The sequence below is a fragment of the Marinifilum sp. D714 genome (assembly GCF_030851345.1).
GTDB lineage: Bacteria > Bacteroidota > Bacteroidia > Bacteroidales > Marinifilaceae > Marinifilum.
This window is the reverse complement of sequence record NZ_JALPNU010000013.1, coordinates 52,385-65,001: the sequence shown is the minus strand read 5'-3', so window position 1 is coordinate 65,001 and position 12,617 is coordinate 52,385. Positions and strand designations below refer to the sequence as shown.

The window sequence follows — 12,617 nt, the reverse complement described above, 5'->3', positions numbered from 1 at the left end:
CATATAAAAAGGATTCTTCATGGAATCCTTTTTTTATTCCATTCCATCGAATTGTCTGTAGCACCATTATTTACTACATTAGTGGTAACCTTATCTTTAAAACCCCACTATAGTGATTAAGCAACGAAGCGTAAACAGTAAGTTTAAGTTAGATCTGATACTGAAAATCACACAAGCAATCAATGAAAATTTATCCGTTGAAGGTCTGCTAAAACAATATAAAAACATCCTATTTAATGAGCTAAAGATTGGTAAAATTGTCGTTTTTAAATTCAATTCTACTTGGGAGAAATTGCTAATTTCAGGTGTTCCCAACAGTACTATTGATAATATCAAAATCGAAAGCGATTTAGCAAAATATGATGAGATCACCTACATTTCAACTGAATTTCCAGAACATCTTCGAATATTTGATTTCTTAATTCCGGTATTTCATAAGAAATCAGTTCTTGCCTATATTTTTATTGGCGATTTGGATGAAGAAATGGAAGGAATGAGTCCCGCTATTAAGCATCTGGCCTTTATCCAAACCATTTCTAACATTATAATAGTTGCTATGGAAAATAAGCGAATGCACAAGCAGTTGCTCGTTCAAGAGGCAATTAAAAAAGAAATGGAACTGGCATCTAAAATTCAAAATCTACTTATTCCGAATCAAAACTCACTTCCGCAGAACCTGTACATTGCATCTCAAGGATACTATCAACCACACTTCGAAATTGGTGGCGATTATTACGATTTTATTAATTTTAATGACCAGGAATTGGGCTTTTGTATTGGTGATGTTTCAGGAAAAGGAATTCCTGCAGCCTTAATCATGTCAAACTTCCAGGCTACTCTACGAGCTCTTTTTAATCCGGATACTCCATTGGATGAATTGATGAATAAGTTGAATCAAAAGGTATGTGAAAGTTCTAGCGATGAAAAATTCTTAACCCTATTCATAGGTGTTTACAACTATACTACCCGAAAACTTCGATATGTAAATGCAAGTCATCATCCTCCAATTTTGTATAATTACAAAACAAAAGAAACTACACAATTAAAAAAAGGATGTATTGGTTTGGGAATGCTTGATGAAATCCCCATGGTATTGGTAGGTGAAGTTGCAATTAGAGATCACTCAAAATTACTTTGCTATACAGATGGATTAATTGAATTAGAGGTAGATGATAAAATGGAAGTTGGCTTGCAATTAATCAGTAATTTATTCTCAAATAATAAAAACATAAAAGATACATTTCTTGATTTAACCAGGCACATAGATCTTGGTAAAAAGAACAAAGCTGTAGTGGATGATATTGCCTTGTTTGGTATAGAGTTTAAAGCATAAAAAAAAAGGATCGGTAGCCGATCCTTTTTTTTTATATTTTTAATCCAAGTTATTGAATCTGGAATTCCTTAGTCACGGGATCAGATGCTTTTCCTGAAGCATCGGTTAATGTAACTGTTAATTTGTACATGCCTTTTTTAGCAACAGTATTCTCTCCGAAACGAGTAGAAACAGGGAAACTTACACTTGCTGTTTTCTTCCCATCAATACTTGGCAAGTTATTTCCATCAGCATCTGTTAAGTCAGAATTTGAATCAAATGAAAAATCCTGATAAGTTTTTACAGTCATACCAACTGCATTTGAAAATGCAATCTGAACTCTGTATGATTCAAGTTCCATATCATCGCTTGCTGAAAATGCCACAGTATAATTATCTCCTGCAGTTACAGTTGATGCACTCGTAATGCTTCCTGTAGGCTTCTTCTCATCAACAGGATCATCACCTCCACCGCCGCCGCAACTCATCATTCCTGCAGAGAACAATACCATTAAGGCATACTTTAATAGTTTCATAAATTTCAATTTTTTGGTTATGATTTGGTTTTTGATTTTACTTTATCCTCTAAAATTAAGGCAATACCATCAAATTAACAAGCCACAACTAAGAAATAATTCTTTTTACCCTTCTGAACAAGAAAATACTTATCCGCAATAAGGTATTCTTTTGTTACTACTAATTCAGAATTCTGAATCTTTTCCTTATTGATACTAATTGCATTTCCTTTGAACAATCTTCTTAACTCTCCTTTTGATGGAAATACTTCAGCTTTAACCGCTAAAAGTTCCAAAATATCAACTCCCGCTTCAAACTCCGATTTATCTACATTAAATTGAGGAACTCCTTCAAAAACAGACAAGAAAGTATCTTCGTCTAATTTTTTCAAGACATCAGCTGTTGCTTTACCAAACAAAATTTGAGAAGCTTCAACGGCAGTATTATAATCCTCTTCAGAGTGAATCATGATGGTCACCTCTTTTGCCAAACGTTGTTGTAGTTTACGCAAGTGTGGTGCTTCTTTGTGCTCTTCCACCAAGGCAGCAATCTCCTCTCTTGGAATCAAAGTAAAAATCTTAATATACTTCTCTGCATCTTCATCCGAAGTATTTAACCAAAATTGGTAGAATTTATATGGAGAAGTGCGCTTTGGATCCAACCAAATATTACCTGATTCGGTTTTCCCGAACTTACCACCATCGGCTTTTGTAATCAACGGACAGGTAATCGCCCAAGCAGTTCCACCTTCTTTTCTACGAATTAATTCGGTTCCAGTAGTGATATTTCCCCACTGATCCGAACCTCCCATTTGCAATTTACAGTTCTTAGAGCGGTACAATTCCAAAAAGTCTGTACCTTGAACCAATTGGTAAGTAAACTCAGTGAAAGACATTCCAACTTTTGATTCAGAACTTAATCTTTTCTTCACAGAATCCTTACTCATCATGTAATTCACGGTGATGTGCTTTCCAATATCTCTAATAAAATCAAGGAATGAAAAGTCCTTCATCCAGTCGTAGTTGTTTACCATTTCAGCAGCATTCTCAGCATCTGAATCGAAATCCATGAACTTAGACAACTGCGCTCTTAAACACTCCTGATTGTGACGAAGAGTTTTTTCGTCCAACAAGTTTCTTTCCTGAGATTTTCCCGATGGGTCACCAATCATACCTGTGGCACCTCCAACCAACACAATTGGTTTGTGTCCTGCCACCTGAAAGTGCTTCAACATCATAACACCAACCAAGTGGCCAATGTGAAGAGAATCTGCAGTTGGGTCAATTCCCACATATGCTGATGTCAATTCTTTTTGAAGTTGTTCTTCTATTCCTGGCATCATATCGTGAATCATGCCACGCCACTGTAGTTCCTCAATAAAATTCATGTTTTCTATTTTTTTCCTTATTTGGATATACTTATCCTATTTTTTAATCGAACGACAAAGATAAGAATTTTACCGTTTCTTTTCTCCTATTAAATTGGTTCTTAAGCTACCATTGAAACCAAGCTTATAATAATTCCCGTAAGAAGTAAAATATTATAGATAAAAGAAACAAACACAAACTTAAAAAAGGTCTTTACCCAAGATTGTTTGTAATAAAATTTCATGGTCAGAAACAATTGAATTGGAATCAATAGGTACAGGTACAAAGCCAGCGTATTTAGAAAGTCCAGGTTCACCATCAGCAGCAATTCACTAATGATAACAAGCACAAAAATGTAAGCATGAAAGTTGAGAGAAATCAACAAATGTTCCAGCATGTAGTGTTTCCTTCTGATATATAGAAGAGCTAAAGACAATGCAAAAAGAGGCAAAATCACCAATAGCGTTTGTGATAATTTCTTGAAAGCATTATCCATCATCAGAGAAGGATTTAACTTCCACATTTCAATTAGTTTCCTCACATTACCGTTATCAATAAGGCTGTCCTCATCTTTCTCAGCTCCTTTTAGAGAATCTTTGGCAACATTCTTCTTGCCAACATTAATTGTTAAGATCCCACTCTTTTCATCGATCTTTGCCAAAGAGTCTAATTTCAAACTATCTACATTATGGTCCTCCTCCTTTACCATTTCTTCAAGTATGGACACCATATCCAATTTCTTACCATCATCAGTTTCAATGGCTAACTCTTTGGCTGCTGCACTTTCTGGTTTGTGATTATAAGCTAGCAACAAAAAAGCAAAAAAAGTTAAAAACAGGTACAAGCGAAAAGGCGGTGTATACCGAGCTCTTCTCCCTCGCATAAATTCCCTGGTCAAATAACCAGGCTTTAAAAACAGGGGAACAAGTGTATGTATCAATCTATTGTCTACAGACAATGCATCGCCTAAAGATTCACTTACAACAGTCCAAAATGGACGTTGAAAACTCTTAGTTGACTGACCACAATTCGAGCAAAATTTGCCATTTACAGGATACTCACAGTTGGGACAAAAACCTTCGAAATGCTGAACTCTTCTTTTGGGTAATTTTCTGAGGTACTTCTTAATTCTTTGCTTCATCACACTTCAACGGGTAATTGTTTTTGGACTTCTTCCTTTATTTTGTCGGTAGTATCTCCTAAATCTGAGTTAAATATATCGAATATGGTTTCTGACACTTGCACCATTGGCTGATAAAACAAGCTTTCTTTCTTTTTCTCCTTCGAAATAAAATCAAATTTCTGATCTAAAAAATCCACAAAGTATACCAATATGCTTAAAATCAGAATCCCTTTTAACAATCCAAAAACGGCTCCCAACAAACGATTTACCATACCTAAAGCAACTGCCTCAATCAAAGAATTCAACATTTTACCCAAAACATTTAAGACAATCACAATTATCAAAAATGTGGAAATAAAAGCAATAATTCCCATGTAATTTGAATGGTAATCAAATTGATTTTCAATGAATTCTGCAGTAAAATCCGAAAAATGTATGGCTCCGTAAATTCCTAAAATTAAAGCCAGTAAAGTAGCAATTTCAATAATTAGCCCTTTGGTAAATCCTTTATATATGGCATAAATTAAAGGCAAGCCAATTAGGATATCAAGTATGTTCATAATGGGTTCGTTATAATTATCAATAGACGATCAAAGATAAGAAAAACCAACATAATGACCTTAATTTAGAATGAACTAAGACAATATACCTGTTAAAAATATTTATATTTAAGACAGCAAAAACACTAAAAAATGGCATTTATCAACTCTCTTGTCAGCTGGTTAAATACCAAAAGACTTTCGCAAATAGATTTTTTCAAGGAGCATCCTATTGAAATCCAGAAAGAAACTCTTACCCAGTTACTGTATCAGGCATCTGGCACAGAATGGGGACGAAAGTACGACTTTAAGTCAATGCAATCTCTGCAAGACTTTAAAGAAAGACTTCCTATACTAACCTACGAAGACATTGAAAAACATATTGAACGCCTGAGAAATGGCGAACAAAACGTTTTTTGGCCTTCAGAAATCAAATGGTTTGCAAAATCATCGGGGACCACCAATTCAAAAAGTAAGTTTATACCGGTTAGTAAAGAAGCCCTTGAAGATTGTCATTTTAGAGGTGGTAAAGATATTTTAGCCATTTATACATCTCTTTATCCTGATACCGGCATTCTATATGGAAAAGGATTAACACTGGGAGGCAGCCATCAAATCAACAACATGAACAATGATTCTTACTATGGAGATTTGTCTGCCATTTTGATTCAAAATTTACCTTTCTGGGCTGATTTTATTCGTACACCTAATACGTCAATCGTATTGTTGGATGAATGGGAAGAGAAATTGCACAAAATGACTGAGGCTACATTAAACGAAAATGTTACCAGTCTTTCTGGCGTTCCGTCATGGTTCCTGGTTTTACTGAAACACATTCTAAAAGTATCAGGTAAAAGTCATATCCATGAAATTTGGCCAAATTTGGAACTTTTCGTGCATGGCGGTGTAAGTTTCACCCCTTATCGCGAACAATTTAAGGAGCTATTGCCTTCATCACGGATGAATTACCTGGAAACATACAATGCTTCAGAAGGATTTTTTGGGATTCAGGATAATCCAAATGATGAAGCCATGTTATTAATGCTGGATTATGGAATTTATTATGAATTTATTCCGCTGGAAAATGTAAATGAAGAACACCCTAAAGCAATTAGTCTGGAAGATGTTGAGTTGCATAAAAACTACGCAATGCTAATTACTACCAATGGAGGACTATGGAGATATCAAATTGGCGATACCATTCATTTTACATCGAAATCGCCATTCAAATTTAAAATTTCAGGAAGGACAAAACTGTATATCAACGCTTTTGGTGAGGAGTTAATTATTGATAATGCCGAAAAAGCAATGAAAATAGCATGTACCAAAACCAATTCGGTGATTAAAGAATATACTGCCGCTCCGGTTTTCATGGATAAAAACCAGAAAGGAACACACCAGTGGTTGATTGAATTCGAGCAAGCTCCGCAAAATATTGATGAATTTAATTACGTTCTGGATAATGCATTAATGAGTCTAAATTCGGATTATGAAGCCAAGCGTTACAAAAACATCACTCTCGAAAAACCAATTGTAAGCATTGCCAAGAAAGGTTTATTTTACAACTGGCTAAAATCGAAAGGAAAACTTGGAGGTCAAAATAAAGTTCCTCGTTTATCCAATAATCGAACATTAATTGAAGAATTGCTTAAAGACAATCAATAACATATGCCGATTTTACTCATCTGGTTTTTATCTGTCCTTAACTTATATCAACCCACTAAAATTACTACTCCTTGCGATTTCTTCGAAATTGATCACATGGGAAATGTATATGTGGTAAATGGGGCTCAATTATCAAGGTACAATTCCGAGGGAAAACAAGTTTGTAATTTTTCAGATTCTTCCTTGGGAAGTATCTGTTCTATTGATGTTTCAGATCCTTTAAGAATTCTAGTGTTTTATCGAGATTTTAATCAGATTATTTATCTAAACAATAAATTATCAAACATTGGAAGTGAAATCAATTTGTACGATTTTTCGGATAACGAAACTGAATTTGTATGCAATTCTCAGAAAGGTGGATTTTGGATGTACAACTCGATAGAAAAACAAGCCACTCACATCACCAATAATGGCGAATTGGCAGATCAAACTATTTTGTTGGTATCCTTTTTTGATGATGCAGAGGTAACTAAAATATTCGAACACAATAGTTATCTGTATTTACTCTATAAGAATGAAGGCATTTTACAATTGGATCAAAATGGTCAATTTGTTCGAAAGCTGTCTATTAAAAATCTTCAAGACTTCCAGCTAATTGGAAACCACATTTATTACCAAGATAAATCTGGCATCTATCTTTATCAAACTTTAAATCAACCCGATAAATTAATCTATCCAAAAGAAGATCCTTCTAAGTCAACAATCAGGTGCAATAAGGACAGAATTTTTATTAAAGATAAAAATTCAATATCAATTAAAACCCTAAGTTTCTGATTAAAAACCAAGTGCATTTATTCTAACTGATAAAGGGTTGATATCCAAAAAAATATTACTAATTTTAGTTGCATTTTTCCACTAATAACTAAACATAAATATGCATATTGCTGTAGCGGGAAACATTGGTGCCGGGAAAACAACACTGGCTGGATTATTGGCAAAACATTACGGCTGGGAAGCTCATTTCGAAGATGTGGATGATAATCCATATTTAAATGATTTTTACGATGATATGAATCGTTGGTCGTTCGCTTTGCAAATCCATTTTTTAAATAGCAGATTCAATCAGGTTCTGGCTTTACGCGAATCTGGAAAAGATATCATTCAGGATAGAACAATATACGAGGACGCATACATATTTGCTCCAAACCTTGAATCAATGAATTTAATGCCGAAAAGAGATTTTGACAATTACCTGTCTCTATTCGATATTATGAGTTCATTAATTCAGCCTCCTGATTTGTTGATCTATCTTAGAGCTTCTATTTCTACTTTAGTAGAACACATTCAGGCCAGAGGTCGTGATTACGAAGAAACCATTCGACTGGATTATTTAAAAAGATTGAACGAAAGATATGAAGCCTGGATTAATGGTTATACAAACGGAAAGCTTTTAATCATTGATGTTGATGATATTGATTTCCTAAATCAACCCAAAGATTTGAGCTCCGTTATCACTAAGATTGATGCTCAACTTCATGGACTTTTTTAATTATAAATGATGAATTAATCATTATGAGTTGAAAATGAACTTGTAATTTTTTGATTCTTAATTCATAACTGATAATTATAACACAATGCATATAGCCGTAGCTGGTAACATCGGATCAGGAAAAACTACTTTAACAGAACTATTAGCCAAACATTACAAATGGGAAGCTCATTACGAGGATGTGGATGAAAATCCGTACCTGAATGATTTTTACGACGACATGCAGCGTTGGTCATTCAATTTGCAGATTTACTTCCTAAAAAGTCGCTTTACCCAGATAATGGATATCCGTAACTCGGGAAAAAATGTGGTGCAGGATCGAACCATTTTCGAGGATGCCAAAATTTTTGCTCCTAACCTATACGATATGGGTTTAATGTCGGAACGCGATTTTAAAAACTATTGTAACCTGTTTCAATTAATGAGTTCGATGGTACAAGCACCCGATTTATTAATATACTTGCGATCTTCGGTGCCTACCCTTGTTAATCAAATTCAAAAAAGAGGTCGTGATTATGAAGAAACGATCCGATTGGATTATTTGAAAAATTTAAATAACAGATATGAAAACTGGATTTCCAACTACAACAATGGCAATTTGCTAATTGTTGATGCTGACAACATCGATTTCCTCGAAAATCCAGCTGATTTAAATAGTATTGTGGACAAAGTTGAAGCGAAGATCCACGGACTATTTTAAAATCTGTAAAAGAAACCTATTGATAATTCGGGGAGTGAGATTTTATCGAATCCTAAATAATATGAATAATCCTCCCCATATTCATCTTTTGCCGTAACTGAATCAGGAAAGTTCGGAATAAAGGTATACCTTAAATTCATATCAAAGCTCCATGTATCAGATATGTGATATAAAAAGCCAATATTTGGAGTCAAACCTACTTTATTTTCAGTTATTGTTCGCTTGCTATTGCTCGAACCTAAAGAAGAAGCAGTATAATCTATTTCATTCCGATAATAGAAATATCCAAAAGCAAGTGAGGCATAAGGCCTAAAATCCCTGTCCCAAGCATCAAAATAGTATGATGCACGTAACAATGCAGAACCAATATTGTAGTTTACATCATAGCTTCCCAAATGGCTTCCATCCCAAAATTTATCTTGTCCCAACAAACTAAAAGACAATTCTGCTCCAACACTTAACTTCTTGTTCAGCATTTTTCTAACAGTCAAACGAAAGTTTGGACCTCCATTTGCCTGATCTCCAAAATCGCCAAGAGGAAATTGATAACCAATTGATCCACCAACAAAATAGTTTTGATCTTTGTAGTACTGCGAATAAGATTCAAAAGAAAAAATCAGAACTAAAAACAAGAATAAATAGCGCTTCGTCATCATCATTTAATTAATTTGTTGGAACTAAATTATAAAAAAACCGGAAACTCAAATGAGCCTCCGGTTTCATTATTTTATTGTTAGTTCTATTCAATCACTTTTAATTCTTTACCAATCTTGATAAATGCTTCCAAAGCCTTATCCAAGTGCTCTTTTTCGTGTGCAGCAGAAAGCTGAATACGAATACGAGCCTGTCCTTTAGGTACAACTGGATAATAGAATCCGATTACATAAATTCCTTCATCCAACAATTTAGCAGCAAATTGCTGAGAAAGTACTGCATCGTATAACATCAAAGCATTAATTGCAGAATCAGATGGCTTCACATCGAAACCTGCTTTTAATAATCCTTCTCGGAAATATTGAGCATTCCAGATTACTTTATCTCTCAACTCAGTTGATTCGCTCAACATATCGAATACTGCTATAGAAGCACCAACAATTACTGGAGATAATGAATTTGAGAACAAATAAGGACGAGAACGCTGGCGCAACATATCGATAATTTCAGCCTTACCTGTAGTAAATCCACCTAATGCTCCACCCAATGCTTTTCCTAATGTGGAAGTAATGATATCTACACGATCCATACATTTGTGGTATTCGTGAGTTCCACGACCAGTTTCACCAATAAAACCTGAAGCATGGCTATCGTCAACCATTACCAATGCATTGTATTTGTCAGCCAAATCGCAAATTTCGTTCAATCTAGCAATATCACCATCCATTGAGAAAACACCATCGGTTACAATGATACGGTAACGTTGAGCTTGAGAAACTTTTAATTGTTCTTCCAAGTCGGCCATATCAGCATGCTTGTAACGGTAACGAGCAGCTTTACACAAACGAACTCCATCAATAATAGAAGCATGGTTTAGCTCATCAGAGATAATTGCATCATCCTTTGTGAACAATGGTTCAAAAACACCACCATTAGCATCAAAAGCTGCTGCATATAAAATGGTATCTTCCATACCGAAGAACTTAGCTATCTTTTGCTCTAATTCTTTATGAATATCAGTAGTTCCACAGATAAAACGAACCGAAGACATTCCATAACCGTGAGAATCTAAAGCTTTTTTAGCTCCTTCCATTACACGTGGGTGTGATGATAATCCAAGGTAATTGTTAGCACAGAAATTTAATACTGTCTCACCAGTATTCACTTTAATTTCTGCTCCCTGTGGAGTTGTAATGATTCTCTCGTTTTTGTACAAACCAGCATCTTTAATGCCTTGTATCTCTTCAGCAAGATAGTCTTTGAATTTTCCGTACATGTGTATGTTGTTTTAGATATTTGAATTATCGTTTGAAAATTACAATCCAAAATTACAATAAAATTCGTCTCTAAAAGCAGGGAAATTCTGTTTTTTATCTGCCTTTTTCAACATACCAAAGTAATCTTTACTGTATTTCTTAAAAATTTACTTCAATCTTACTTTTCCAGCCTACACTCCCCATCAATATTGATAAACAATTAGATAGAAACTAATCCCGATTATTCCACAGAATGCCGGGAGAAAAAAAATGAATCTTTTTTGAAAAAATATTGAAATAGCTGTTGCATTATTGAGGAAAACCTGTTAGTTTTGCATCGCAATTTTCCTCAAGAAACACAGTTCAAACGTGAGGTGTAGAGGAAAGTTAGGAGTTATACTCCTCCTTAGCTCAGCTGGTTAGAGCACCTGACTGTTAATCAGGGGGTCCTAGGTTCAAGTCCTAGAGGGGGAGCAAAAACTTTTCTTAATGAGTTTTAAAATATATTAGGAGTTATACTCCTCCTTAGCTCAGCTGGTTAGAGCACCTGACTGTTAATCAGGGGGTCCTAGGTTCAAGTCCTAGAGGGGGAGCAAAAAACCTTTCTTAATGGGTTTAAAAATAAATTAGGAGTTATACACTCCTCCTTAGCTCAGCTGGTTAGAGCACCTGACTGTTAATCAGGGGGTCCTAGGTTCAAGTCCTAGAGGGGGAGCAAAAAGAAGCCATCCAATTTGGGTGGCTTTTTTCGTTTCATGAATTATTCCTAAATTCAATTCATGTTTCATATTTACATACTCTATTCAGTTTCTTCAGACAAATACTATATAGGCTATACTGAAAATACTTCCAAAAGATTGTACATGCATAACAATCCTATAGACAGTAAATACACTTCTAAACACCTACCTTGGGAACTTAAAAAGTCATTTGAAGTAGGCAACAACAAGACTATTGCCTTAAAAATGGAACGGAAAATCAAAAATATGAAAAGTCGTAAATTCATTGAAAAACTATTGATTCCAAACGAAGGCAAAAAAATATTCAAAGATCTTTTACTAAAGATTACTCCTGACTGTTAATCAGTCCCGAGGCTTCGGGATAGGTTCAAGTCCTAGAGGGGGAGCAAGAAGAAGCCATCCAATCGGATGGCTTTTTTCGTTTATACACCTTAAAATACAACCTGACATTTTATATTCAATCGGTCGCATTCCTTTTTCATTTGATTAGCAGCCGTTCTAGAATACTCATTCTTAAGATATTGCTCCCTATTTAGTTTCTTAAAAATATGATCAGCATAATGATAGTTCAATTTATCTACAATGATATAATCAACTACTCCTGCCAAACTTGTTACCAGGTTTTCGGTTCTTGGAAGAAGTGGAGCAATCATAGCATAAGTTCTTAGACCAGCAACTTTTAATTCCTTCAGCACATTAATTCGGTCTATAATTGCAGGTGCTGAAGGTTCAAATATTTCTCTTACCCTATCGTGACCAGTTGGTATTGACAATCCAATTTCGATATCGGTGAATTGTTGAAACAAATCCAGATCTCTTAAAACAAGTGGTGAACGTGTTTGTATAATCACAGGCCAATCTTCTGCAGCTAAAACTTCCAGGCAGGATCGGGTAATTTCATATTCCTTCTCCAGTGGCTGATATGGGTCGCAAGTGCCGCTCATCCACACCTTCCCTTTTTGTTTTTTTAGAACTTCTTTTTTTAATAATTCTGCCGCATTTGTTTTTACATCGACAAATTTTCCCCATGCCTCATCATGCTTTGTATACTTTTTCATAAACCGTGCATAACAATACGAACAAGCATGCTCGCACCCGGTATAAGCATTTAAGGTATAGGTATGAACTTTTGAAGTAGACAGAATACTTCTGGCTATTTTCTCTTGAACTGTAATATTAGATTCCGGCATTTATCAGGAAGAGTAATAAGTTTTTAATTATTCTACAAAACTATAGATCTATAGAAAGTAGCAAAGT

Annotated in this window: 13 protein-coding genes and 3 tRNA genes; 9 read left to right on the top strand and 7 right to left on the bottom strand. The window is 34.9% G+C overall.

Annotated elements, in window-relative coordinates; all coding sequences use genetic code 11:
• Positions 1-112: 112 nt before the first annotated feature.
• Complete coding sequence (locus tag M0051_RS12895) at positions 113-1,333, top strand: GAF domain-containing SpoIIE family protein phosphatase (RefSeq protein ID WP_306741927.1); 1,221 nt, start codon at positions 113-115, stop codon at positions 1,331-1,333.
• A 49-nt stretch (positions 1,334-1,382) separates the two neighbouring features.
• Here the strand turns inward: M0051_RS12895 and M0051_RS12890 are convergent, their stop codons facing one another.
• The 4 genes from M0051_RS12890 to M0051_RS12875 all read right to left on the bottom strand — a co-directional run bounded on the left by M0051_RS12890 (position 1,383) and on the right by M0051_RS12875 (position 4,877).
• Entirely contained in the window at positions 1,383-1,847 is a 465-nt protein-coding gene (locus tag M0051_RS12890) for a DUF4625 domain-containing protein (protein WP_306741926.1), read from the bottom strand.
• A 74-nt stretch (positions 1,848-1,921) separates the two neighbouring features.
• On the bottom strand, positions 1,922-3,214 hold the full coding sequence (tyrS, locus tag M0051_RS12885; RefSeq protein WP_306741925.1) for a tyrosine--tRNA ligase: 1,293 nt from the start codon (positions 3,212-3,214) through the stop codon (positions 1,922-1,924).
• Between the two features lie 101 nt (positions 3,215-3,315).
• Positions 3,316-4,335 carry a DUF3667 domain-containing protein gene (locus tag M0051_RS12880; RefSeq protein ID WP_306741924.1) on the bottom strand — a complete coding sequence of 340 codons (1,020 nt, stop codon included), beginning with the start codon at positions 4,333-4,335 and terminating at the stop codon, positions 3,316-3,318.
• Complete coding sequence (locus tag M0051_RS12875) at positions 4,335-4,877, bottom strand: CvpA family protein (RefSeq protein WP_306741923.1); 543 nt, start codon at positions 4,875-4,877, stop codon at positions 4,335-4,337. The genes M0051_RS12880 and M0051_RS12875 overlap by 1 nt, the downstream gene beginning before the upstream one ends.
• 132 nt (positions 4,878-5,009) lie before the next feature.
• On the opposite strand from M0051_RS12875, the gene M0051_RS12870 reads away from it, so the two are divergent.
• The 4 genes from M0051_RS12870 (at position 5,010) to M0051_RS12855 (ending at position 8,710) form a co-directional block, all read left to right on the top strand.
• Positions 5,010-6,521, top strand: a complete 1,512-nt coding sequence (locus tag M0051_RS12870; protein ID WP_306741922.1) for a GH3 auxin-responsive promoter family protein — start codon at positions 5,010-5,012, stop codon at positions 6,519-6,521.
• Between the two features lie 3 nt (positions 6,522-6,524).
• Positions 6,525-7,295 (top strand): hypothetical protein, encoded by a 771-nt coding sequence (locus M0051_RS12865; RefSeq protein ID WP_306741921.1) that lies wholly within the window; start codon positions 6,525-6,527, stop codon positions 7,293-7,295.
• A 100-nt stretch (positions 7,296-7,395) separates the two neighbouring features.
• Positions 7,396-8,010, top strand: coding sequence for a deoxynucleoside kinase (locus tag M0051_RS12860; protein ID WP_306741920.1), 615 nt, complete (start codon positions 7,396-7,398; stop codon positions 8,008-8,010).
• Positions 8,011-8,095: 85 nt separating this feature from the next.
• The gene (locus M0051_RS12855; protein ID WP_120238234.1) at positions 8,096-8,710 is read left to right on the top strand and encodes a deoxynucleoside kinase; all 615 of its coding nucleotides are present in this window, start codon (positions 8,096-8,098) and stop codon (positions 8,708-8,710) included.
• Here M0051_RS12855 and M0051_RS12850 read toward each other — a convergent pair.
• A complete protein-coding gene (locus M0051_RS12850; RefSeq protein WP_306741919.1) occupies positions 8,707-9,369 on the bottom strand; it encodes an outer membrane beta-barrel protein in 663 nt (220 codons plus the stop codon). The genes M0051_RS12855 and M0051_RS12850 overlap by 4 nt on opposite strands.
• An 80-nt stretch (positions 9,370-9,449) precedes the next feature.
• Positions 9,450-10,640, bottom strand: a complete 1,191-nt coding sequence (gene kbl / locus M0051_RS12845) for a glycine C-acetyltransferase (RefSeq protein ID WP_110363603.1) — start codon at positions 10,638-10,640, stop codon at positions 9,450-9,452.
• A 380-nt stretch (positions 10,641-11,020) separates the two neighbouring features.
• Here kbl and M0051_RS12840 point away from each other — a divergent pair.
• The 4 genes from M0051_RS12840 to M0051_RS12825 all read left to right on the top strand — a co-directional run bounded on the left by M0051_RS12840 (position 11,021) and on the right by M0051_RS12825 (position 11,702).
• Positions 11,021-11,094, top strand: a tRNA-Asn gene (locus M0051_RS12840).
• Between the two features lie 45 nt (positions 11,095-11,139).
• Positions 11,140-11,213: transfer RNA gene (locus M0051_RS12835), tRNA-Asn, on the top strand.
• Between the two features lie 48 nt (positions 11,214-11,261).
• A tRNA-Asn gene (locus tag M0051_RS12830) sits at positions 11,262-11,335 on the top strand.
• A 64-nt stretch (positions 11,336-11,399) separates the two neighbouring features.
• Positions 11,400-11,702: a GIY-YIG nuclease family protein gene (locus M0051_RS12825; RefSeq protein ID WP_306741918.1), complete on the top strand. Its 303-nt coding sequence runs from the start codon at positions 11,400-11,402 to the stop codon at positions 11,700-11,702.
• Between the two features lie 89 nt (positions 11,703-11,791).
• Here M0051_RS12825 and M0051_RS12820 read toward each other — a convergent pair whose 3' ends face one another.
• Entirely contained in the window at positions 11,792-12,550 is a 759-nt protein-coding gene (locus M0051_RS12820) for a radical SAM protein (protein ID WP_306741917.1), read from the bottom strand.
• Between the last annotated feature and the right edge of the window lie 67 nt (positions 12,551-12,617).

Coding starts and splice junctions, on each gene's coding strand:
- M0051_RS12890 (WP_306741926.1), bottom strand. CDS start 1,847: ATGAAACTATTAAAGTATGCCTTAATGGTATTGTTCTCTGCAGGAATG.
- M0051_RS12875 (WP_306741923.1), bottom strand. CDS start 4,877: ATGAACATACTTGATATCCTAATTGGCTTGCCTTTAATTTATGCCATA.
- M0051_RS12860 (WP_306741920.1), top strand. CDS start 7,396: ATGCATATTGCTGTAGCGGGAAACATTGGTGCCGGGAAAACAACACTG.
- M0051_RS12870 (WP_306741922.1), top strand. CDS start 5,010: ATGGCATTTATCAACTCTCTTGTCAGCTGGTTAAATACCAAAAGACTT.
- tyrS (WP_306741925.1), bottom strand. CDS start 3,214: ATGAATTTTATTGAGGAACTACAGTGGCGTGGCATGATTCACGATATG.
- kbl (WP_110363603.1), bottom strand. CDS start 10,640: ATGTACGGAAAATTCAAAGACTATCTTGCTGAAGAGATACAAGGCATT.
- M0051_RS12820 (WP_306741917.1), bottom strand. CDS start 12,550: ATGCCGGAATCTAATATTACAGTTCAAGAGAAAATAGCCAGAAGTATT.
- M0051_RS12855 (WP_120238234.1), top strand. CDS start 8,096: ATGCATATAGCCGTAGCTGGTAACATCGGATCAGGAAAAACTACTTTA.
- M0051_RS12865 (WP_306741921.1), top strand. CDS start 6,525: ATGCCGATTTTACTCATCTGGTTTTTATCTGTCCTTAACTTATATCAA.
- M0051_RS12825 (WP_306741918.1), top strand. CDS start 11,400: ATGTTTCATATTTACATACTCTATTCAGTTTCTTCAGACAAATACTAT.
- M0051_RS12850 (WP_306741919.1), bottom strand. CDS start 9,369: ATGATGATGACGAAGCGCTATTTATTCTTGTTTTTAGTTCTGATTTTT.
- M0051_RS12880 (WP_306741924.1), bottom strand. CDS start 4,335: ATGAAGCAAAGAATTAAGAAGTACCTCAGAAAATTACCCAAAAGAAGA.